This is a genomic window from Staphylococcus sp. TCBT05, assembly GCF_055179755.1.
The window spans coordinates 993,216-1,018,008 of record NZ_JBUQDQ010000005.1 but is presented as its reverse complement, the minus strand read 5'-3'; the positions used below and the strand labels follow the sequence as shown (position 1 = coordinate 1,018,008).

21 protein-coding genes are annotated in these 24,793 nt (G+C 32.9%); 5 read left to right on the top strand and 16 right to left on the bottom strand.

Going from position 1 to position 24,793, the window contains the following annotated elements; genetic code table 11:
* Positions 1-80: 80 nt before the first annotated feature.
* Positions 81-1,523: a sucrose-specific PTS transporter subunit IIBC gene (locus ACY191_RS04525; RefSeq protein ID WP_042739291.1), complete on the bottom strand. Its 1,443-nt coding sequence runs from the start codon at positions 1,521-1,523 to the stop codon at positions 81-83.
* A 399-nt stretch (positions 1,524-1,922) separates the two neighbouring features.
* Here ACY191_RS04525 and rsp point away from each other — a divergent pair, with 399 nt between their 5' ends.
* Both rsp and ACY191_RS04515 read left to right on the top strand, forming a co-directional pair.
* Positions 1,923-4,019, top strand: coding sequence for an AraC family transcriptional regulator Rsp (gene rsp / locus ACY191_RS04520; protein ID WP_229366586.1), 2,097 nt, complete (start codon positions 1,923-1,925; stop codon positions 4,017-4,019).
* A 145-nt stretch (positions 4,020-4,164) separates the two neighbouring features.
* On the top strand, positions 4,165-4,512 hold the full coding sequence (locus tag ACY191_RS04515; protein WP_042739289.1) for a DUF4889 domain-containing protein: 348 nt from the start codon (positions 4,165-4,167) through the stop codon (positions 4,510-4,512).
* 693 nt (positions 4,513-5,205) lie between these two features.
* Here the strand turns inward: ACY191_RS04515 and ACY191_RS04510 are convergent.
* Both ACY191_RS04510 and ACY191_RS04505 read right to left on the bottom strand, forming a co-directional pair.
* Positions 5,206-6,480 (bottom strand): cation:dicarboxylate symporter family transporter, encoded by a 1,275-nt coding sequence (locus ACY191_RS04510; protein ID WP_042739288.1) that lies wholly within the window; start codon positions 6,478-6,480, stop codon positions 5,206-5,208.
* 423 nt (positions 6,481-6,903) lie between these two features.
* Entirely contained in the window at positions 6,904-7,260 is a 357-nt protein-coding gene (locus ACY191_RS04505; protein ID WP_042739287.1) for a DUF3139 domain-containing protein, read from the bottom strand.
* Between the two features lie 362 nt (positions 7,261-7,622).
* On the opposite strand from ACY191_RS04505, the gene ACY191_RS04500 reads away from it, so the two are divergent.
* The 3 genes from ACY191_RS04500 (at position 7,623) to ACY191_RS04490 (ending at position 9,160) form a co-directional block, all read left to right on the top strand.
* Positions 7,623-8,063 carry a MarR family winged helix-turn-helix transcriptional regulator gene (locus ACY191_RS04500; protein ID WP_042739286.1) on the top strand — a complete coding sequence of 147 codons (441 nt, stop codon included), beginning with the start codon at positions 7,623-7,625 and terminating at the stop codon, positions 8,061-8,063.
* Between the two features lie 246 nt (positions 8,064-8,309).
* Positions 8,310-8,690, top strand: a complete 381-nt coding sequence (locus tag ACY191_RS04495; protein WP_042739285.1) for an Hsp20/alpha crystallin family protein — start codon at positions 8,310-8,312, stop codon at positions 8,688-8,690.
* 35 nt (positions 8,691-8,725) lie between these two features.
* On the top strand, positions 8,726-9,160 hold the full coding sequence (locus ACY191_RS04490) for an Hsp20/alpha crystallin family protein (protein ID WP_042739284.1): 435 nt from the start codon (positions 8,726-8,728) through the stop codon (positions 9,158-9,160).
* A 179-nt stretch (positions 9,161-9,339) separates the two neighbouring features.
* Here ACY191_RS04490 and ACY191_RS04485 read toward each other — a convergent pair whose 3' ends face one another.
* From ACY191_RS04485 to ACY191_RS04425, 13 genes are all read right to left on the bottom strand, one after another.
* Positions 9,340-10,503: a nitrate/nitrite transporter gene (locus tag ACY191_RS04485; RefSeq protein ID WP_229366585.1), complete on the bottom strand. Its 1,164-nt coding sequence runs from the start codon at positions 10,501-10,503 to the stop codon at positions 9,340-9,342.
* 327 nt (positions 10,504-10,830) lie between these two features.
* Positions 10,831-11,484 (bottom strand): nitrate respiration regulation response regulator NreC, encoded by a 654-nt coding sequence (nreC, locus tag ACY191_RS04480; protein WP_042739282.1) that lies wholly within the window; start codon positions 11,482-11,484, stop codon positions 10,831-10,833.
* Between the two features lie 20 nt (positions 11,485-11,504).
* Positions 11,505-12,539, bottom strand: coding sequence for a sensor histidine kinase (locus tag ACY191_RS04475; RefSeq protein ID WP_229366584.1), 1,035 nt, complete (start codon positions 12,537-12,539; stop codon positions 11,505-11,507).
* 9 nt (positions 12,540-12,548) lie between these two features.
* Complete coding sequence (gene nreA, locus ACY191_RS04470) at positions 12,549-13,001, bottom strand: nitrate respiration regulation accessory nitrate sensor NreA (protein ID WP_042739281.1); 453 nt, start codon at positions 12,999-13,001, stop codon at positions 12,549-12,551.
* A 14-nt stretch (positions 13,002-13,015) separates the two neighbouring features.
* The gene (narI, locus tag ACY191_RS04465; protein WP_042739280.1) at positions 13,016-13,693 is read right to left on the bottom strand and encodes a respiratory nitrate reductase subunit gamma; all 678 of its coding nucleotides are present in this window, start codon (positions 13,691-13,693) and stop codon (positions 13,016-13,018) included.
* The gene (narJ, locus tag ACY191_RS04460; RefSeq protein WP_229366582.1) at positions 13,694-14,266 is read right to left on the bottom strand and encodes a nitrate reductase molybdenum cofactor assembly chaperone; all 573 of its coding nucleotides are present in this window, start codon (positions 14,264-14,266) and stop codon (positions 13,694-13,696) included. It lies immediately after the preceding gene.
* Positions 14,259-15,827 carry a nitrate reductase subunit beta gene (gene narH / locus ACY191_RS04455; protein ID WP_229366581.1) on the bottom strand — a complete coding sequence of 523 codons (1,569 nt, stop codon included), beginning with the start codon at positions 15,825-15,827 and terminating at the stop codon, positions 14,259-14,261. Before narH ends, narJ begins: the two co-directional genes overlap by 8 nt.
* Positions 15,817-19,500, bottom strand: coding sequence for a nitrate reductase subunit alpha (locus ACY191_RS04450; RefSeq protein WP_229366580.1), 3,684 nt, complete (start codon positions 19,498-19,500; stop codon positions 15,817-15,819). Before ACY191_RS04450 ends, narH begins: the two co-directional genes overlap by 11 nt.
* A 373-nt stretch (positions 19,501-19,873) precedes the next feature.
* The gene (gene cobA, locus ACY191_RS04445) at positions 19,874-20,812 is read right to left on the bottom strand and encodes a uroporphyrinogen-III C-methyltransferase (protein WP_229366579.1); all 939 of its coding nucleotides are present in this window, start codon (positions 20,810-20,812) and stop codon (positions 19,874-19,876) included.
* Positions 20,803-21,114 (bottom strand): nitrite reductase small subunit NirD, encoded by a 312-nt coding sequence (nirD, locus tag ACY191_RS04440; RefSeq protein ID WP_463269909.1) that lies wholly within the window; start codon positions 21,112-21,114, stop codon positions 20,803-20,805. The genes cobA and nirD overlap by 10 nt, the downstream gene beginning before the upstream one ends.
* A 4-nt stretch (positions 21,115-21,118) precedes the next feature.
* A complete protein-coding gene (gene nirB, locus ACY191_RS04435) occupies positions 21,119-23,524 on the bottom strand; it encodes a nitrite reductase large subunit NirB (protein ID WP_229366578.1) in 2,406 nt (801 codons plus the stop codon).
* A complete protein-coding gene (locus ACY191_RS04430; RefSeq protein WP_107579818.1) occupies positions 23,517-23,981 on the bottom strand; it encodes a precorrin-2 dehydrogenase/sirohydrochlorin ferrochelatase family protein in 465 nt (154 codons plus the stop codon). The genes nirB and ACY191_RS04430 overlap by 8 nt, the downstream gene beginning before the upstream one ends.
* Positions 23,962-24,702 carry a sirohydrochlorin chelatase gene (locus ACY191_RS04425; RefSeq protein WP_229366577.1) on the bottom strand — a complete coding sequence of 247 codons (741 nt, stop codon included), beginning with the start codon at positions 24,700-24,702 and terminating at the stop codon, positions 23,962-23,964. The genes ACY191_RS04430 and ACY191_RS04425 overlap by 20 nt, the downstream gene beginning before the upstream one ends.
* Positions 24,703-24,793 lie beyond the last annotated feature (91 nt).

Sequence of the window (24,793 nt, the reverse complement as noted above, 5' to 3'; positions counted from 1 at the left end):
AGAAAACGTCAATTGCTAATTTAAATTCAATAGCAATTGACGTTTATTATTTAATACTTACTTCATATAAGCATTTTAATTTATTTTGAGTCTTGTTTATATGCATTTCTTTTCGATAGAATAAACGTTAAAACAAATGCAATGACAAATGTAATAACCATCGCGATACCATAATGTAGCCAACCACTATGTTGCCCACTTATAGAAATAAACCCTGGAATACCAGCTGTCCCTAAAGCAATCGCTTTAACTTTGAATAACGCGATATAAGCTGAACCAATACCTGAACCAACAATCGCTCCGATAAATGGATATTTCAACTTTAAATTAACCCCAAACATTGCGGGTTCAGTAATGCCAAGTAACGAAGAAATACCTGCTGCTGATGCTACACCTTTTAATTTCTTGTTCTCTTTAACAATAAAGAATGCTGCTAAAGCTGCTGCACCTTGTGAAATATTAGACATTGTTGCGATTGGGAAGATAAATGAGCCTCCAGTCTTCGCACTATCAGCAATGAGTTGTGTCTCAATAGCAATAAAGCTGTGATGCATACCCGTAATAACAATTGGCGCATACAATAAACCAAAGATAAGTCCACCAATTGCACCGCCAAATTCATAAAGCCAAGTCAATCCATCAGATAACCAATAACCCAATGTACGTGTAATTGGACCTACAAATGAAAATGTTAAAAATGCTGTAACCAATATGGATAATAATGGTGTCAATAAATTATCTAGAACGGTAGGTACAACCTTTCTTAACCCTTTCTCTATCTTAGCTAAGATATATGTCGCAACTAACATTGGTAATACTTGACCTTGATAACCGACTTGCTTCACTTCAAATCCAAAGATGTTCCAATGCGGAATTGTCTTTCCTTGTTCAAGTGCCTTTGGATAATCATATGCATTCATCAAGTCAGGATGCACTAAGATCATTCCTAATGCTGCACCTAGAAATGCATTTGCTCCGAAACGCTTTGCAGCACTAAAACCAATCAGTATGGGTAATAAAGTGAAAGGTGCATTCGCAAAGATATTAATCATATCTGCTAGACCTTTAAACTGATTATGTACATCAATTAATGACTGTTCATCATAAAATATACCTGGTGCCGTAAGTATATTATTAATCCCCATCAATAGACCACCTGCTACAATGGCAGGAATAATTGGCACAAATATATCTGATAACATTTTCACAAATCTTTGGAATGGATTTGCATTCTTAGAACCTTCAGCTTTAACTTCAGCCGTAGTCGAAGCCTCTTTCCCAGTTAATTTCTCCATTTCTGCAAAGACTTTATTTACCGTCCCTGAACCAATAATGATTTGGTATTGTCCACCTGTTGAGAATGTCCCTTTCACGACATCCATATCAGATAATACTTGCTCGTTAACCTTGCTTTCATCCTTTAACACTAGTCTTAAACGCGTCGCACAGTGTGCCATCGCATCAATATTTTCTTCTCCACCTATAGCTGTCAAAATCTCTTCAGCAGATTTTTTATAGCTCATTGATAAGCCTCCTCGTAAAAATAGAACCGGTTCCAATTTCTGTTTGATGTTATCATTGTAATCGGTTTCAGTTAAGAACGCAATAGCTTTTTTGTGACGCTTTATTAAGAATTTAGGGTTTTTCAGTAAATTCAAAGACCATTTAGAATTTTATCGCTATAATCAATGAAATTAAGAATTGCAAAATGACAGTCTTTAATAGGCTTTTGATGAATAATCACTGTATATTATAGGCGTTTATTTAATACACTCATTCAATAAATAATTTTTTCTATAATTATTTTAACTTCACAATATTGTTACAATTTTATAATTAACACGCTTAAACTTTAAACATTTTGTTATATAATAATAACTATTAAGCGTTATACGATATATTTAAGCAGGAGTTGCAATATTATGAATAGTACGATTTATATACATAATTATTTAACAACTTGTCCTCAACGTTGTCTTGGGAAAATTAAACTTCTATTTTCTTTAAATCATAAACTGCAAATGAGATTGAATGGCAAAAATATTACATTAAACCAGGCACTTGTTTTAATAAATCATAATGATATTTATGAAATATTGCATGCAGAACATTTAATTGAAGTTAATATTCCTTTATGCCATTTCAATACGATAGACGATGCATTTTTTAATTATCATTACAACTACAAATTAATACAATCTGCAGATTATATTAAGCATTTCATATTAAACATAGTGGCTAAATTGAGTCATCAAGAACCAATTAAATATAGTAATTTAACTGAGTTGATAAGGCTATTAAATGATGAGGCAAGTGTAAATTCTGACACTCAATATTTACCGAAGATCACCACTGAGAGTGCATTATTAAACAGCATCACCAAATTTATAAATAGCAATGCGACCAACTCAATTTCTTCCAAAGATATTACGGCGGTATTCTATGTTACTGCACCTTATATTTCTATTCTATTTAAAAAATATTTAGGGATAAGCTTTAAACACTATGTGTCTAGTTTAAAAATAGGCCTTTCATTCAAACCTTTATTCCAAAGTAATGAAGCGATACATACCATTTCCGAAGCACTTGGTTTTAATCATTATGCGAGTTATACACAACAATTCAAAAATTTCTTAGCTGATACACCAAATATGCTTAGAAAAAAATTCATGTTATCAAATCACTCCTCCATACAGTTAATTAATAAAGATGAGATGGACCTTACTTCTTATTTTGAACATTTACCATCTTTTACAGCAGCACATAATCAAACTGATCATATTGATTTAAATCATTTAATTTACAACGACAAAACGAAATTACCAACAATATTTATTCATGCAGATGATTTAATTGAAATTATGCAATCTAATTTAATAGCAAAGCTTAATTTCCATGATATTGCTGAAGTTTATTTGCTTATTAATAATATCGGCTACTTTAACCTTGAGCGATTAAACTTACTAGCAATCATCGATTTTATTGATAGTTTATTTTTGCAGAATGTTCGTTTAGGATTGCGCATCAAAACATTTACTGAATACAAGATGATTGAGTCGATGATTATTCAAGTATTTAATTATAAACCTGAGTATTATCGACAGCGCTTTATGCGTTATTTCTTGCTATTACTTGATACTGAGCACCTTTCCTTAAAGGAAATACACGATATTTATATAAGCGCTCATAATTTAGAGGTAAAGGTTAAACTTGCAATAACAATTGAAGGCGCGATTAAACAGACTAAATCTATCACTAAGACCTTCGATTATCTGTCACATTATGCCTATGATTATTATTTTATTGATATTGAATCTGATAACACTAGACAATGTCTGACAAAGTATTCAAACGCATTTGACCAAACGATGACTTTTCTAGATTGTTTTAATAAAGTCATCGACATCACATCCATACATAAATCAAAATTTGTTTATGCTCATGTGAGTAAACATTGTTTCAAACTCTATGACGAACACGCACCACTTGCACTTTCTGATTTAATGTGTCACATGTTAATTATGATTAAACAAGGTTCAGGTGTGGGTTACAAATTAATCAAATCAGCTACGAGTGACTTGTCATTGATGAATAAACATTATATGTATGAGCCTTTGATGTACTTATATCAGTTTTTAAAGCCTTTTATAAATAAACCCTTAGCTTTAGAAAATAATTTATTAGCGGTCAAAGATAAATATTGTACACATTTACTATTATTCAACTCAACTGAGCACACTATTTCACCGCAAATGCCGAAAAAGTTCACTTTTATTTATCCAGATATCACCACAATGTTGACTATATTTATACAAACTTTAAATCGTAATCATGGCTATATTGATTTTTCACTACCACCCACTTTAAACGCTATGGGTATTGATAAAAAATTATTGAATTATATAGAACAATCTAGCTATCCTAAATCCGAACTCAAGCAACTTGAATACAAAAATCAACCCATTGCTTTTGAACTACATCATAATGAAATTAAATATATCTGTATTAGTAGAAATTAAAGCTATAATTATTAGTACAACATTTTTACGATATAAGTATTGATTAATATGTGAATAAAATAGAACTTTTCTTTAGTATCGATTGCATAAACAATACATTTTAGATATAACAGAGGAAAGAAACCAATAAAAAGGAGCTTTTATTTTGAAGAATAAAAAAGGATTTGCAATCATTTTAAGTGCAGCCATGATTATCGTCGCTGTCGTTTTAGTAATTATGATGATGTCTAGCGGTCAAAAGGAAACATATTATGGCTATATGAAAAATAATACAACTGCTGAAAAGATTGTCAGCGAAAAAGATCACGAAGTAGAAGAAAATATCAAATTACCAGCGGAAGATGGTTTCTCACCTAAACACGGTGATTTTGTTAAGTTAGTAAAATCCGAAGGTGACGATTCTTTCAGCGAGATGAAAGTAGTTAAACATGATGATGTACCTCATGGACTTATGATGAAAATACATGATATGGGCGATATGAAAGGAATGTAATGTTTTAACTTTAAATCATTGATGTTTCCTAAACATTGTCACAAAACAGTGTATAAAAAATTCATTTCACTATCAGGGAATCAATGCTAGTTAATTCATTTTGACATATAATCAATTGCCTAATAGCCCTTAAATGACAATAACTTTGCATTTAAGGGCTATTTTTTCAAAATATTTAAGAAATAAATTGACTCCTTAGTAACAATCAACCTTTTCAAACAACTATTTCTATTGGCATTAGCTTCCTGTTATGTACTATCAATAAAATTAGAACCTTCATCTGAAAGACGTATGTTGGCGAGACTCCTGAGGGAACAGGACAAGCTAAAGACTACAGGCTGAAGCTGACCCCTAGGAAAGCGAGCCTATAATTTATAATATTGAACATAAAACAGTAGATAAGAAAAATGGATATTTCATGATTTACATTCTTATAAAAGTTTAACATTTGTATTTCAATATAAAACATTATTTTTTGCAGTATGTTGGCGAGACTCCTGAGGGAACAGGACGAGCTGAAGACTACAGGCTGAAGCTGGCCCCTAGGAAAGCGAGCCAACAATATTAGATATTAAATAAAAATAGCTATGAAAAAATCTATCGTCATAGAATTCTCCATAGCTAATCTAAATATGTTTATTTGTTAGTCTGTAAATTTTATGTTCTACAGCCTAACTTTGTCAGAAATAAAAATTAAATTGATTTTAAATATGCTTGTCCTTTTTCCTTGTCATATACATTTTCCCATTTTGCAATAACAATTGTAGATAAAGCATTTCCCATTACATTTACACATGTACGCACCATATCTAATATACGGTCAATTCCAATTATTAAAGCCAATCCTTCTGCAGGTAAGCCCATTGACGTTAATGTAGTGATTAACACTACGATAGAGACACCTGGGACGCCAGCCATACCTTTTGATGCTACCATCAACGTAACCATCAACATAATTTGTTGTCCAATAGACATGTCGATACCATACATTTGCGCTACAAATAATGCTGCAATAGATTGATACAGTGCTGAACCATCTAAATTAAATGTGTAACCTATAGGTACTACAAATGATGTTACATCTTTAGGTGAACCAAATCTTTCCATTTTCTGCATAATAATAGGTAATACCGATTCTGAACTTGAAGTTGAAAATGCTAAAATTAATTCATTTTTCAAGATCTTCATGATTGAAAAGATATTAACACCACACATTTTCGCGACAATACCTAACACAACCACTACAAAGAAAATCATAGCCCCGATAACGACAAGCAATAATTTAAGTAATGGTAATAACGCCGCTGCCCCGAAAGTCATTATTGTCGTACATATAAAAGCAAAAACACCTAATGGTGCTAATTTAAGAATTTTATTAATCATCCAAAAAACTGCATCTAACGTGCCACTCAATACATCCTTTACAGGTTGTCCTTTTTCACCTATAACTGATAATCCAATACCAAAAAAGACTGCAAAAAAGATAATTGGTAATAAATCACCTTTGTTTAAGGCTTCGAAAAAATTTGTTGGAACAATATTTACAATCGTATCAATAAAATGATTACCATATGTAGAATGTTCAGCTGCTTTAGCTGACGATTCATAAGTTGATATGTCACCCTTTGGTAGTTTATCAGGATCTAGCCCTATACCAGGTTTGAATATATTAGCAAATACAATCCCTAATCCAATTGCTACTGTTGTGATAATTTCAAAATACACAATTGTTTTAACTCCATAACGCCCTACCGTTTTTGATTCACCTACATTAGAAATAGATAAAGCTAAGGAACAGAAAACGACAGGTATTACGATCATTTTAATTAAATTCAAGAAGATGTCGCCAAATGGTTTAATATAATTAACGAGTTCTTCATGTCCGTAAAGTAGTAACCCAACGATTACACCTAAAACCAATGCGATAACAACCTGCATCGGTAAACTTATTTTTCTAAAAATTGCCATGATGTTTCTCCCCTTCTTCTGACAAAATAATTATAGCAAAATAAATATAAATTAGATATAAAATTTTTACGCTATAGAGTACAAATAACTAATTTATATAACTAATTACACCAAACTTATATAAATAAGTAACATACCTTTAAATTGACCTTCTAGTATGATTTACATTGATTTAAAATTAAAGATAATCATTTAACGATAATCTTGCTTTATTTTTAAGGTCTCCCTGTTGAAACCAACTTCTCTTTTACCATTATATATATTTGAGTAACATATATAATGTAAGCGAAATCATACGCAGATAAAAAAAGCCAGTAGCTACCTTGTTAAAGATAACTACTGACTCAGCGATAATGGATGATTAGAAATATACCTATTCATTATTGTTTAGCTTATAGTGCTAATAACATTTATAATGATTATTTATTTTTTAGGCTTATAATCTTTCTCGAATTTATTATGTTTTGCATGCTTAATATTCTCTTTTGTTTCTGAATCAAAAGCTTGAACCACAATGCCTTTATAAGTAGCGATAGGTTGAACCACATAAGTTACATCTGGATCATCTTTAAATTTAACTTCTTTATAGTATAACCCTTTTTTAGCACTATAGAGTGTTTTTTCAGATTTAACTTGTTGCGTTAAATTTTGTTCTTTCAAATAGTGATCTACTAACTCTAAATTTTTATGACCTTGATAAGTTCTTAAGCCAAAGAAAAATGCAATTGCAATAATCAATGACACCACTAGAAGCCCAAAAATTTTAAAAAATGTCTTCATCTTAATTCTCCTTTAGTTCAAGCAATTTCATTTAAAATAGCTTAGCGTTAAGCGTAATGTTTTAATGTATTTTATATATTATTATCTACAATGATAATAGTATGACTTATAATAATAAATTTATAAAGAGTAAAGGTATTTTTGTAACAAAATCTTCTTATATTAACTATATATGCAACTAGCAAATACATATCAAAAGCATACAATCATTTACTTTTGAGCAAATATGTTGTCGTAAACATTACGGTTTAAGTTATAATATTTATCGAAATCTAATAATTTTAAAACACTAAATGGGCGCAACCATTCCTTGACAGCGCCTACACTTCATAATAAGGTTAACATTCAAAAGGGGTGATTAAATGAAGGAAAAAGATAGTAACCTAGAAAGACAACTTTGTTTTCTATTCTATGTTTCTTCAAAGGAAATAATTAAAAAATATACTTCATATTTAAAAGAATTTGATTTAACTTATACAGGTTATATCGTTCTACTCGCAATTGAAGTAGAAGACAAGATTAATATCAAAACACTTGGAGAACGTGTATTCTTAGATTCAGGTACACTAACACCTTTATTAAAAAAACTTGAGAAAAAAGGTTACGTAACAAGAACACGTGAACTTGATGATGAACGTAATTTACAAATTGCGTTAACTGAAAAAGGAATAAACGTAAAAGAGCCTTTATTAGGTATCTCTAAAAAAGTCTTTAGTGAATTTGATATGGACAAAGAAGAAGCTATCGACTTAAAGGAAACATTACAAAAATTTGTAAATAAACATTTTACAAAAGAAATTTAATATATACTTACGAGGTAGATTAAAAGTAGGAAGTTGCATTAACGTTGACGTTCTATATCTTTTAGTTGCCTCTTTTTTATATTTAACTTTATCTATCAGCGCTCAATTTCTTTAATCAATGCCTTCTAGTCACCTACCACAATATCAACATAATAAAATTTTCAATCGTATAAGCCTTTGACTTTGACTTTCTTTGACTATAGTTTTATAATGTAATCATAAAGTTAAAGGAGAGGTGTTTTAGAGATGATTCAATATAGACAAACACGTCATTTACCAACTGATTTATTTGATAATATGCTACTTGGAAATTCAAATTTCAAAGTAAATGTTTATCAACAAAGTAATAACTATACAATTACCGCAGAACTCCCTGGTTTTAATAAAGAAGATATTAACATTGAATACGACAACAACATTTTAACAATATCAGCAGAGCGTTCTGACAATGAAGCGACTGAAAATGAACAACAGTACTTGATTCGTGAAAGAAATACTAAAAAACAAAGTAGACAATTTATTTTTAAACACATCGATACTACAAATATTAATGCCACAATGGAAGATGGTATGCTAATCGTTAACTTACCAATGAAACAAAGTAAAACACAAATTAACATTGATTAATAAAATACTTTATACAAATTAAGGAGTGATTGCTCATGGCTTTTGAAAAGAAACCATTTAACAATTCAATTTTTGATGTAAACCCTAGCGACTTATTTAAAGATTTCGGCAAGCAAATATTCGATCAATTCCCAAATCAAACACAAATCAAATCTGATGTTACGGAACTTGAAGATTATTACCTAATTGAAGCAGAATTACCAGGTATTAAAAAGGAAAATATCAGTTTAGCATTCGATAAAAACATTTTAACTATTGAAGCAAAACAAGCTCAATTAAATACCGAAGAGGACTCAGCTGGCAAAATCATTCATCAAGAGCGCAGTTATAGCGATTTAAAACGACAATTTAACTTTGACAATGTCAATGAACAAGGTATTACTGCAGCGCATGATAACGGTATTTTACGTGTAACACTGCCAAAATTACCTGCTGAAGAAAATAAAGCAACACGCATTGAAATTAATTAACATTTAAATAGACAGTACTTTATAAGTAGCACTATAGTGAATTTGACGATGGTGTGAAGTATAACGATATTCATTTAATATTCTTGATCTTATCCATCACTTGAACAGTGATTTAAATATATATCAGCCTATCAAATAGACGTCCACAATGTAATTGCACTGTGGACGCCTATTTTTTATTATTTAAAAGTTAATTTATCACGTTTTACAATATGATACATAGTTATTATTGCGATCACACCAAATAATGCTAAGAATACAAATGCCAGATGGCTCGTACCAGTGATTGATGTGACATAAGCAATGACAATAGGTGGGAAGAATCCACCTAAGCCTCCCATCATGGAAACAATACCATTCGCTGCACCAGACTCTTTGGCAAAGTAAAATGGCACTAATTTAAATACTAAACCATTCCCTAATCCAGCACATAGACTAATTAACAAACACCCTATTGTAAATAGAATAATATGTGCTGAAAAACTTAAGATTAATGCTCCTATAATCATAAAAATAAAATCTATAATTAATAGGATAACTGCATTCCATTTATCACCTAATACGCCTCCCAAAGGTCGTAAAAATGTCGCCAAAGCAATAAATATACCTGATCTAATACCAGCATCAACACTTGAAATCTCAAAATTTTGAACCAGGTAATTTGGTAAAAACAAGCCAAATGCAACAAATGCTCCGAATGTAATAAAATACCAAAAGCTCATGTAATATAATTTCAAATCTTTAAATAAAATTTTAGATTGTTGTAGTAACGGAACTTTAATTTTTTGTTCATTGGCATCACCTAACAAGAACATTAATAATGCAAAAATTGCGATGATGACTAGATAACACCTCACTGTTGATTGCCAGCCAATTATACCGGCAATAGGAGGGGCTAAAAAAGAAGAAATGGCAGTTCCGATATTCCCCATACCATAAATTCCATTTGCTAATCCTACTTTAGCTCTAGGAAAATATTTAGGTACTGAAGTTACTCCCACAGAAAATACTGCTCCACCTACACCTAAAAAGAAGCCTGCAGCCATCAACATTATAGGTGATTGTGCATTACTTAAGAAGTAAATTGGAAACAATAAAATTATAAAGCTACTAAAGAATACCCATTTGGCCCCTATGATATTAGTTAAATAACCAAAAGGCACCCTTAAAACAGAACCTAGAATAACTGGAATAGCTAATATAATTGATAGTTGACTCCCACTTATTTGTATATCTTCTTTAATAAAAGGCATTAATGGCGCAATGATACTCCACGCCATAAATCCAGTCACTAAACTTAATGTCTGCAAGACCAATTGAAAACTACCCGTTGACTTTCGCATTCATATTCACCTTCATCCTTAACAATAATTTAAAGTCTAATTTCTAGTCAAAATGCTACATACAATTACTTGTTAGTCATGTATTGCTAATAACAAATCAACTCTTGTACTAGTGAGTAACCTAGTAGTATATCTTTAACTATAATTTTAGAATCTTTGTGAAAAAATGAACATAAGGAGTTTCCCTTGAGTAAATATATAAATTCCCTATACGAATCAACCTGAGTATCACATTAATTTAATAAGCAATATTAAAAGCCACACAACAATACAATTAACTACAATCATATTGTTATATGGCTTTCATAAGATTAAAACGTATCACTATTAAAAGTCTATTAACTTTTTCTTCATTGCATATTCAACTAATTCTGGTTTGGATTTTAAATTTAACTTTTGCATAATGTGTGTTTTATGCGCCTCCACTGTCTTTACAGATACGTATAATTTTTCAGCAATATCTTTATTTCCATATCCTTTGGCAATAAGTGGTAAGATTTCCAATTCTCGTTTTGATAATATTAAAAATGGATCCGTGCTATCTTTAATATCTTTATTTGAATGATTGACGAACTCTTTTACTAATGAAGTTGTTAATTTTGCATCAATATATGTTTCACCTTGATAAATCGTTCTCACTGCTAGTAATAACTGTTCATCTGGCGCATTTTTTAAGATATAACCTTTCGCGCCGTTTCTCAATACATGAAAGAGATATTCTTCATCATCATACATCGTTAATATGAGTATCTTAGTTTCAGGAAAACTGTCACTAATCTTACTCGTAGCTATTAAACCTGATTCTCCCGGTGGCATACTTAAATCCATGATGAGTACATCGGGTTTATGTTGCATTACTTTCTGATATGCTTCCACCCCATCTGCTGCTGTCCCCACAACTTCCATATCTTCCTGATAATTTAAAATCATAGAAAACCCAGTTCGTACTACGGCATGATCATCTGCAATTACAATTCTCAACTTAAAATCTCCTTATAAACTTATAATGGAACTTCAACTGTTACACTTGTTCCCTTCCCAATATCTGTATCTATATTAACTTTCGCATTTATTAACTCCGCGCGTTCATTCATTCCATATAATCCTAAACCTGTGCCTTTAGGTTGTGCTGATTTGTCAAAACCCTTTCCTTTATCGACGACTTTAGCAACTAATCGCTCATCAGTGACCTCTATATCAACATCCACGAAATCAATTTCTGCATATTTTATAGCGTTAAACACGGCTTCTTGCACAATTCTATATATCACCGTTTCTATTTCATTATCAAAGCGTTGTGTTAATAAATTACAATGATAAATCACATGTATACCGTAATTTTCTTCGACTTGTTTAAAATATGATTTAAATGCTGCATCTAATCCTAAGTCGTCTAAAGAAGATGGACGCAATTCCACTGATAAATTACGAATATCATCAATCAATTTGGTAACAAGTCCTTCTATCTTTGACGAATTGTGAATTAGGCTATCGACATCCTTTTGATATTTCATTAATCTCAATTCAATGTCCACATTCATCATTTCTTGAATGACGCTGTCGTGTAATTCTCGTGAAATACGCTTGCGTTCATTTTCTTGTGCATGTATTGTCTTTTGCATCATTTGTCTTTGATACATTTTATCGTGTCTTTCAATTTGTGGTGACACATTTTGTAATGTAAATGCTTTGACTCCTGTAGCTTCATCTATAGTTTGATACGTCGCTGTGAAAGGCTCAATAGTCCCATGTGTTGTTTTCATAAATACTTGAAAGCTAGAATTACCAATTTCCTTTGCTTCTAAAAAACAATTTACACATGATTGTAAATCATATTCATTCGTATAGCCGTCACAACGATTACAAATCGCATGTGTCATTCCTTGATAATCATTATCTTCTGCAATGATTTCCTTTGCTGCATCATTCTTTGCAATTACACTTCCAGAACCATCAACAAAAACAATCATCTCGTTAGTGTGATTAAAGTACTGAAATAATAACTGAGTTAATGTATCTTTATTTTTTGAAATCAACGTTATCACCTAATCTTCTTCTTTAAAGATTCCAAATTTATTAATTATAGAAATTTGATTATGTTGCAATGGTAAAGGTTTATTGTCACGTTGGCCTAACAACAATACGCCATAAACATAGTGCTCATACCATAATGGAATAGCTATCATAGCTGTCAGTGATTCACTCATAATAATTGGATACTTATGCTTTTCAAATATAATGTCATCATGGTTCACGTCTTCAATAATCATACGTTTACCTGTTTTCATGACTGTACCAGCCAAACCTTTACCTTTTCTTAGTACAATTAACTTATAACGATCATTTAAATTTCCGGAGACATAGTGCCATTTTATTGGTGAAACTTGCTTTTCATTTTCGTAAAATGCTAATCCCGCAAAATCAAAATCCTCATCAATCCTTAACTTATCTAAAGCTGATTGATAATCTAAATGTTCATTTAATGTGACTAAATTCAAATTATTTCCTCCATTCACACTTTATGTTTACGGTAAACAATATAACTACGACTCGCATATGTGAAAGGAACACTCCATACATGTACCAGTCTAGTAAACGGCCAAAGTGCAAAAATCGCAAAGCCTAATAGAATATGCATTTTGAATGCAATAGGTACTTGTACCATCAAATCGGCATTAGGAGAGAATACAAATAAATTTCTAAACCAAATTGAAATAGTTTCTCTATAATCAAAAGTTGGCGTAACTGCATTAGTGACAATCGTTGCATAACAGCCCATAAATACAATAAGTAATAAGAAAATGTTAACAATTATATCTAATGCAGAGCTTAACCTTCTAACGTTCTTAATAGAAAGTCGTCGTGCCGTTAATAGCAACATACCTATCAACGTTATTATACCAAATACACTTCCAATATACACTGCACCTATATGATATAAATGATCATTGACACCTAGTGCCTCTAACCAAGATGCTGGTATCACTAAACCGACAAAGTGACCCATAATAACAGGAACAATACCTAAATGAAATAAGATACTTCCCCATTTAAGTTGTTTCTTTTCAATAAATTCACTAGATTTTGCAGTCCAAGATAATTTATCAAATCTATAACGTGCAATATGTCCAATTATAAATGTAGCCATACAGATATAAGGTAAGATAACCCACAAAAATTGATTCAACATTTACTTCACCTCATTCATCTGTTCTAGTTCAATACAAGCCTTAAGCGTTTTACGTAACGAACGTATTAAATGATAGTATGGATTTTGCGATTTCGCTAATTGCTCAGAAATTGCAAACGTACCATCTTCTATAATCATGATGACAAATTCAATATTATCAATTGCCCGATCATCGTCATTCCAATTTGCAACAGATAAGAATTCAAGCATCAATGGAAGAAAATCCGATAACTCTTGATCTACCATCTTTAAACCAAACATTTCATATAATACTTTTAGTTTCGCTAGTAATTGACCACGTTCCTTTTGAGTATCAAATTTATTATAAGTCATATACAACGGTGCTTTTTTATTAAAATCAAATGTATCTGAATATAATTGTTGTACTTCAATGAGTGAATATTGTTCTATCTCTGCTTTGAAAGCAATTAGTTCCTCATATGACGGCTGTGTTTCATCTACAATTTGTTTAAACGTTTCACTTTTAAACGTTTGTTTATTTGGAAAATCTAACAACTGTGCATGGTAACCAAGTAAGGTTTGATATTGTTCAAATAGCTTAAAGTTAATCACGGAATATTCCCCCATAAAACTGTTCATTATAGATTTCTTGACCTGATTTTCCAGCTTCAACGGCTACTGGAACACCACAACCATCACAATTTGAACCGAAGTACTCTCCACCATACCCTTGACTACCTTGAGCACGATACGTATCCATATATGCTTCTTTATGTGATGTCGGAATTACAAATCTATCTTCATGTTTAGCAATAGCTAGCAAACGATACATATCTTTAGTTTGGCGTTCTGTTAAACCTAGTCTCGTTAACCTTGAATGATCAAAGTCTTTATTTGTAATTTCTGAACGCATATAACTTCTCATCATTGCCATTTTTTGCAAGGCAAGTTTAACAGGTTCAGTGTCGCCAGCAGTAAATAGGCTAGCTAAATATTGAATAGGTAAACGCATTTCTTCAATTGCAGGGAATATCATATCTGGATTTCTATTACCCGCTTGTGCCTGTTTACCTTCAAAGTAACTCATTATCGGACTCAGTGGTGGGCAATACCATACCATTGGCATTGTTCGATATTCAGGATGCAATGGAAATGCTAATTTATATTCAATTGCTAATTTGTAGACAGGTGAATTTTGTGCTGCTTCGATCCATTCCATTGAAAGACCATCTTTTTGGGCTTGTTCAATTACCGCTTCGTCAAATGGATTTAAGAATAAATCCAATTGCTTTTCATATAGCTCCTGTTCATTCTCTGCACTAGCGGCCTCTTCAACTCTATCGGCATCATACAGTAGTACGCCTAAATAACGCATACGTCCTGTACATGTTTCTGAACATACAGTTGGTAAACCTGCCTCTATTCTTGGAAAACAGAATGTACATTTTTCAGCTTTATTTGTTTTCCAGTTGAAGTAAACCTTCTTATATGGACAACCTGTCATACAGTATCTCCAACCTCTACATTCCTCTTGGTCTACTAGCACAATGCCATCTTCATCTCGTTTATACATTGCGCCAGAAGGACAAGATGCCACACAACTTGGATTCAAGCAATGTTCACAAAGTCTAGGTAAATACATCATAAATGTTTCATCAAATTTAAACTTAATATCTTCTTCAATACGTTGAATATTGGGATCTTCTGGTCCTGTAACATGCCCACCAGCTAAATCATCTTCCCAGTTTGGCCCCCATTCTAAATCTAATTTATTGCCTGATAATAGTGAGTGTGCCTTAGCTACAGGTGAATGATTTCCTGCTTTTGCATTAGTAAGATGTTCATAATTGTATGTCCACGGCTCATAATAATCTTTAATAACTGGCATATCTGGATTATAAAATATTTTCCCTAATGCAATTTTTGACCATCTACTACCTGATTTTAATTCTAATTTTCCTTTTTTATTTAGGTACCATCCACCTTTGTATTGTTCCTGATCTTCCCAGCGTTTCGGATAGCCAATACCTGGTTTTGTTTCAACGTTGTTAAACCACATATATTCTGCACCAGGTCGATTGGTCCATGTACTTTTACAAGTAACGCTACACGTGTGACAACCAATACATTTATCTAAATTTAATACCATTGCAATTTGTGCTTTAATCTTCAAGCCAATCAACCTCCTTAAGTTTTCTTACTGCTACGTACACATCTCTTTGGTTTCCAATTGGTCCATAGTAGTTAAAATGATAACTAATTTGAGCATAACCACCCACGAGTTGAGTTGGTTTAAGGTGAATACGTGTTGGCGCATTATGTGATCCACCTCTAGTGTCAGTAATATGTGAAGCGGGTGTTTCGATATGCTTATCTTGTGCATGATACATAAACATAGTACCTTTAGGCATTCTGTGAGAGACGACAGCTCTAGCAGTTACTACACCGTTTCTGTTATATACTTCTAGCCACTCATTATCGGCAATATGATGTGCCGCAGCATCTTCATTTGAAATCCAAACAGTAGGCCCACCTCTAAAGAGCGTCAGCATGTGTTGATTATCTTGATAAGTCGAATGAATATTCCATTTCCCATGTGGCGTTAAATAACGTAAGACTAACGTTTCTTTATCTGCAACTATTTGTTTATCATCATTACCAAATACTAAAGGTGGCAATGTTGGTTTATACACAGGTAAGCTTTCACCGAATTGTTGGAATATTTCATGATCAATATAATAACTTTGTCTACCTGTTAATGTTCTAAATGGTACAAGACGCTCAATATTTGTAGTAAATGGTGAATAACGTTGACCATTTTTATTTGAACCAGGAAATACTGCTGTTGGTATTACTTCTCTTGGTTGTGCTGTAATATTTAAGAATGAAATCTTTTCAGATGCTCTGTCACTTGAGATATCTTTTAAAGTCATACCAGTTTGTTGCTCTAAATCTTCATAAGATTTTTGTGATAATTTCCCATTTGTTGCCGAAGAAAGGTTGAGAACAACATCTGCTGCTCTTCTGGCAGTATCGATACGTGGGCGCTGGTGTTTCACAGATTCATGATCTGCTTCTTCCCAAGTTCCAACCAATCCTTTTAATTCATCATATTGTTCTTTTACAAAATAACTAACACCATGTGCACCGATTTTAGTGCTTTCTAACAATGGTCCAACCGTTACATATTTATCAAATATTTTTGTATAATCACGATCAACAACTTTAAACGCAGGCATTGTCTTTCCAGGTATTGCTTCTATTTCTCCTTTAGTCCAATCCTTAACAATACCGTTGACGTTCGCGATTTCTTGTTCTGAATCATGTGCAAGTGGTGCTGTTACAACATCTTTATAATTTCCTGGCATATATTTTTCAGCTGTTTCGGATACAGTTTTACTTAATAACTTAAAGATATCCCAATCTGAACGCGACTCCCATAACGGATCAATAGCTGGGTTAAATGGATGAACAAATGGATGCATGTCTGTTGATGAGATATCATGTTTTTCATACCAAGTTGCCGCTGGTAAAATAATGTCAGAATATAAAGGCGTTGATGTCATACGGAAATCTAAAGATACAAGTAAGTCTAACTTTCCTTCAGTATCATCTCTCCATTTAATTTCTTCTGGTTTATCATTTTCATTTGGATTTGCTAATAATCCTGATTTTGTTCCTAATAAGTGTTTCATAAAATATTCTTGGCCCTTTGCAGAACTTGAAATTAAATTAGAGCGCCATAAGAATAATGTTTTAGGATGGTTCTGTTTAGCATCTGGATCTTCTATTGCAAATTTAGTTTTACGTGCTTTTACAGATTCAACAGCACGCTGTATGACTTGTTCGTTATTGAACTCTCCTGCTTCTTTCGCATCTTCACCAAAAGATAAACTATTTTTATCGAATTGAGGATAGGATGGTAACCATCCAGCTCTCGCTGCTAATACATTATAATCTGCTGGGTGCTTATGTTTAATGTGATCTGCTAATGGTGATTTCAAACTATCTACAGTTGATAATTCATATTTCCATTGGTCTGTAGCAAAATAGAACCAACTTGTTCCATTTTGTAATCGTGGAGGTGCTTGCCAATCTTTTGCAAAGGCAATTGTATTCCACCCTTCAATTGGTCTACATTTTTCTTGTCCTACATAGTGAGCCCAACCCCCACCATTTACACCTTGGCAACCACAAAGCAAGATTAAATTAATAATTGAACGATAAATCGTATCTGAATTAAACCAATGATTAATCCCTGCACCCATTATTATCATGGATTTACCTTCAGTATCGATGGCATTTTGTGCAAACTCACGGGCAACTTGTATAACTAAATCCTGTTTCACACCTGTAATTTGTTCTTGCCATGCTGGTGTGTAGTATGATGTTTTATCTTCATAACTATTGGCTTCTAACACATGGTCAAAGCGTTTCACACCATATTGACTCGCCATTAGATCAAACACTGTAGTAATATATTTTTCTTCACCATTTTCCAAAGTAATCTTTTTGACGGGAATTGTTCTTTCAAAAATACCGTTGCCATTATTATCGAAATAAGGAAATTGAATATCAACGTGTTCATGGTCTAACTCAGCAAATGATAACAATGGATTAATCGGTTGCCCTTGTTCATCTTCAAGCTTTAAGTTCCATGCCTTACCTTGTTCCCATCTTTGTCCAATAGTTCCATTTGGTACAGTTAAACGCTCACTATTACCATCAAAAATAACAGGTTTCCAATCACCATTCGTTGTTTTAGATGTAATATCATTTTCACGTAAAAAACGCCCTGCTTTATATCCTTTATCATCTTTATCTAACATGATGACAAATGGCATATCTGTATATTGTTTTGAATAATTGATAAAGCGCTCATTAGGATTATCAATATAAAACTCTTGTAAAATAACATGTGTCATCGCTTGTGCTACTGCTGCATCCGTTCCAGGATTTGGAGATAACCAATTATCCGCAAATTTAACATTCTCAGCATAGTCTGGCGCTACTGATACAACCTTTGTTCCTTTGTAACGAACCTCAGTCATAAAATGAGCATCTGGAGTTCTAGTTAATGGCACATTTGATCCCCACATGATAATATATGACGCATTGTACCAATCACTTGATTCAGGTACATCTGTTTGCTCACCCCAAATTTGTGGTGATGCTGGTGGTAAATCTGCATACCAATCATAAAAACTTAGCATCTCTCCCCCAAGTAAACTAATGAATCGTGCTCCAGATGCGTAACTTAACATCGACATCGCAGGTATTGGTGTAAAGCCAGCAATTCTATCAGGTCCATATTTTTTAATCGTATATATGATTTGTGCCGAAATCAGTTGTGATACATCTTTCCAATTTGTTCTAACTAAGCCACCTTTACCTCGTGCTTGTTTATAAATTTTGGCTTTTTCTTCATCTTCAACGATAGACGCCCACGCTGCAACAGTATTATCATGATGTTCCTTTAATGCTGCAGTCCATAACTCCCAAAGCTTTCCTCTTATATATGGATATCGAACACGTAACGGACTATATTCATACCATGAAAATGATGCACCTCTCGGACACCCTCTTGGCTCAAATTCAGGCATGTCAGGACCACAACTAGGATAATCGATTTGTTGATTTTCCCAAGTAATAACCCCATTTTTAACAAAAACTTTCCACGAACAAGAACCAGTACAATTCACACCATGTGTGGTTCTCACAACTTTATCATGACTCCATCGTTCTCTATACATTTTCTCCCATTCACGACTTTTGCTCTCTAAGATTGACCAATTACCATTAAATTTTTCTGTTGGTTTAAAAAATTTAAGCCCAAACTTTTTCATTTTATACACCCTCTCACAAGTTCGTTCCTGTTAACTGAAATCACTTCGCTTATTAATATATTTCATAAACATTGTACAATTTTTCACAATATACAAAAATTAGGGATTTTCCTAAATGCATAGGAAAATCCCCTTATTATTTTATGACCATGTTAAATGGTTACAATTTAAGTCATTCTATTCTTCATAATTTTATTTTTTTCATCTATTATTGTAAGTTTTAAAAGAAAAGAAAATGAAAGATATTTAATTGAATGATGTCCACTAATATTCACGAAGTAAACCGCAGTAGTTGTTTTATTGAGCATTAATAACCATTTTTGGTCAATCGTCTTAGATTTATACAGAGTTATGTTTTTATGTGTATTTATTGTTACTTTACTATTATTTTCGAATCAAAAGATTGTTTTAAATACATTTCTATTAACGCCCTTTGTGATGGATGTAGTTGTTCTATATCATTAGGAAGTATCATACACCAGTCACCTTGCGTGTATAATTCAAAAGCCTTGTCAATCGCATGAGTACGTATCCCTTGCACTAAATATTTTGTTCTATATTTGACCGTTAATCCTTCACCCATATTCAATTTACCAATAACATGTCCTATGATGATAAGCCCTGGTTTACTATTATTGGTGACATCCTTTAACTTATCTACAATATTTAATACTGTCCCTGTAACATATTGTTCCATTGGCCCTGTCACATCAAAGCATACAACAACGGGAAAATTAGTGTGTGTCTTGTTATAGATTTCTTTCATTATGCTATCAATATTTCTAATTCCCATATAAATCGCTAAGGTACCATAATTTAATAATCCATTGATATCGAAAGGTTTATCGGAATTATCTTTAAAATGCCCTGTAGTAAATGTCACACTCGTAGCTATATCACGTATTGTGAAGCCTAAACCAAGATGTGCCATAGCTACAGTTGATGAAGTGATACCAGGTATAATGTCATAATCTATGTGCATCTTATTTAATATTTCTACTTCTTCGTATACTCTACCAAACACAGCCGGGTCTCCACCTTTAAGCCTCACAACTAGGTCATATTTCGATGCAGTTTCGATCAACAAGTCATTAATTTCATCTTGTTTAACATGTTTACTATAAGGTAATTTCCCAACATCGATAATGGGAATTTCCGGTCTTGCCAACTGTAGGATAAATGGATTTACCAAACGATCATATAAGATTACATCAGCCCTTTTTATTAACTGTTCTGCTTGTCTTGTAAGTAATGTAGGATCTCCAGGTCCTGCACCTATAAGATAAACTTTACCGTAATTGATTACAGGCATACATAGACATCCTCGTCGATGATTTCTACTTTATAAAATTCTACACATCCGGTATCAGGTTCTTGAACTATTCCTGTCGTCAAATCTACCTTTTGATCATGAAGTGGACAGTATACAAACTCACCACTTACTATACCTTCACTCAATGGCCCATTTTTGTGTGGACATATATTATTGACCGCATAAACATTTCCACCCTCAGTTAAAAACAGACCGATTTCTTTATTCTCAACCAGTATTTTCTTACCGATCAACGGCTGTAACTCTTTCAAATGCGCTACTTTAATTTTTCTTTGTGCCATCTATTTATACCTCCTCAACTGCGAAGCGTGCTTTTTCTTTTTCCTGACTTGAAATTTGTCGCCAAGGTTCCGCTTGTACCACTTCTTTTGCTTCCATAATTCTCTGGAATAACTGTGTTTGTTGTGTTTCATTTAAAATGACATCTTTTACACGATCAAAACCAAGACGATTTAACCACGGTGCTGTACGCTCTGCATAAATACCTGTTTCTCTATAGTATTGCATCAATGCACCGCACAACTTTACGACTTCATCTTCGGTTTCAACCGTCGTTAAATACTGCCCTATCGTTACTTCAGTACCGCCATTACCACCGATATAAATTTGGAATCCATTTTCAACACCAATCACGCCAAAGTCTTTAACACCTGATTCGACACAACTTCTTGGACAACCTGAAACGCCCATTTTAAATTTATGTGGTGTGTCTATATATTCAAATGTGCTTTCTAAACGAATCGCTAACTTAGTTGTATCTTGTGTACCAAATCGACAAAAAGATTTACCTACACAACTCTTAACTGAACGCGTCTTTTTACCATAAGCTGAAGCCGAACGCATACCTAAATCATCCCAAATTTGTGGCAATAGTTCCTTCTTAACACCGTATAAACCTATACGCTGAGAACCTGTAACCTTTACTAAAGGAATCTGATATTTTTTAGCAACCGTACCTAATTGAATGAGTTGATCAGCATCTGTCACCCCACCACGCATTTGAGGTATCACTGAAAATGTACCATCATTTTGAATATTCGCATGGTATCTTTCATTAGCAAATCTAGATGCCGTTTCGTCTTCATGATCATGTGGATAGACCATATTTAAATAGTAATTAATTGCCGGTCTACATTTAGGACAACCACCTTTATCTTTAAATTGTAAAACATGTCGGACTTCTTTCGATGTTTTTAAACCTTTAGCTCTAATTTGAGTGACAATTTGGTCACGTGTTAAATCTGTACATGCACAAATACCAGCTGGTTTGGCAGCAACAAAATCATCACCTAACGTATGTTGCAGCAATTCGTTTATCTGTGACTTACATTTACCACATGAATTACCTGCTTTAGTTAACTTTGTTACTTCATCAACGCTTGTTAATCCTTCTTCCTTTATGGCTGTCACTATTTTCCCTTTTGACACGCCATTACATCCACAAATTGTACTATCATCACTCAATGCTGCAACATTATTACTTTCAGTTTCAGTGCCTTTATGTAACATTGAAACTAAAGTATAGTCGTCGAGAGATTGATCTTGTTTCATCATATTAAAGAATCTTGGTCCATCGGCAACATCACCATAAAGTACTGCACCAACAAGCTTGCCTTCTCTTAAAAATACTTTTTTATAATACATATTGACACTATCAAACATCTCAATACCTTTAATTATGTCATCCTCTTTAATATAGCCCGCACTGTATAAGTCACAGCCAGATACCTTTAAAGAAGTGAATATTGTAGAGCCGTGATAACCTGTAGTTTCTCTATCAGTTAAATAATCTGCAAGCACCTGTCCTTGTTCATATAATGGGGCCACCAAACCATAGACTAGCCCATTATGTTCGGCACATTCACCAATTGCATAAATTGAATCATCACTCGTCTGTAAATAATCATTTACAACAATACCTCTATTGACTTCCAATCCACATTGACGGGCAACTTCATTATATGGTCTTATCCCTACTGCCATAACCACAAGATCTGCTAATAACTTTGTTCCATCAGCTAATCTAATTCCAGTTACATCTGTGTCACCTATGATTTCTTCTGTACTTGCATTTAATTTAAACTTCATACCCTGTGCAATTAAATCATTTTGTAATAACATGCCTGCTTTTTTATCTAGTTGCATTTCCATCAACCAATCTGCGAGATGTATAACAGTAACTTCCATACCTTGGTCTAATAAACCTCTCGCACATTCTAAGCCTAATAATCCGCCACCTATGACAATCGCATGTTTCTTGGTTTTAGCAATTTCAATCATTTTTTCAGTATCTTCTAAAGTACGCCAACCAATTACACTAGGAAAGGTTGAGCCTGGTATAGGTAATGTAAATGCTTTAGAACCTGTTGCAAATATACAAATATCATATTCAAAAGTCAGACCACTTTGTGTCATCACTTGCTTTTGTAATTTATCCACTTCAGTAACCGGATCATCAATAACAAGATGTATGTCATGTGATTCATACCAGTCAAAGTCATTCATAATAATATCAGTTTGAGTCATCTTCTTTTGTAAAATATTAGATAACATTATACGGTTATAATTGGGATATGGCTCTTTGCCTATTATCGTAATTTCAAATTTTTGATCATCTCGTTCCAATATCTCCTCAATTGTTCTGATACCCGCCATACCATTTCCTATCATTACTAATCTTTCTTTAGTCATTTATATCCTCCTCATCACTACAATTTAGATATTCCTTTATCTCTGTCGTTAACGTCTTTACCTTGTGATAATCCGTACCTTCAGAACTAATCTGTACTGTCACATTATCGACAGTAAACTGTGAAACATTATAAAAGTCAGATTTTTCTTTATCGCTGACATTGTTTACCCATTGATCAATATGAGCATCTTTAGCAACTTGATTATTCACTTCTTTATCATCTGTAGCAGCAATTATTAAATTCGCATTTTTAATATCATTCGCGTCATAACATTTAGTAATTAACTTTAAGTTAGCATGTGTTATTGCAAAAAATTCCGGTAAAAATGTTTTGCTGATAATTGTAATAGCGTGCATGTCCTCCTTAAGTAATTGTTGTACTTTTCGATAGGCGACCCGTCCACCACCGATAATCACAACATGTTTCCCTGTTAAATTAACTTGCATAGCATACATTTGCTAACACCTCTAATTCGTTTATTCTATCTTTAATTACTTTTGCTAAATCAGGCACGAAGTTAATTGCTGAAGCAAATGTCACGTATTCAGCAAATGCTTGTTGCCTAATATTTTGTTTAGTCCTTTGAACTAAATAGCCATCTCTAAGAAATAATGGCACAATTAATGTTTGTGGATATTGCTTGAGTATTTTTTCTAAATGCTCTACATAATTACCTGCACCATAAAGCAATACAGTTTGAATAGGTATGCCAAACACATCACACGACTGAGCTAAATGTTGCACTGCTTGTTGTGGTTCAGTGTATGCAGAACTACCATGTGCTAACAATACGACTGTTTGAACTTTGTCATTCTTTATTAACGTGTTAGCAATTTTATTTTTCACTATATTTGAGATAGTTTGATGTGTACCTAAAGGTTCAGCGATGATGTAATTCATTGGTGGATAATTCCTTTTTATATCTTTCAAAATATTAGGTATATCTTCAAAGTAATGTTTAGCAGGAAATAATAATATAGGAATAATATTAAAATGCTTTATCTCTTTACTTATCAGTAATTCAACCACTTGCTTTAATGTTTGTGTATCGCCTTCTAGAAAGGCCAAGTGATACGTTAATTGAGCATCGTTAAATAATTGCTCAAAATTTTCTCTTACACTCTCATTAACACCTGGACGATTCATACCATGTAACACAAGTATATTTACCACCACATCTAACCCTCCTCTATACACTTGCATTGTAATATAATTTCGGCTGTATTTGTGATTATTTTCACATTTATACACAAAAATAGGGAATCCC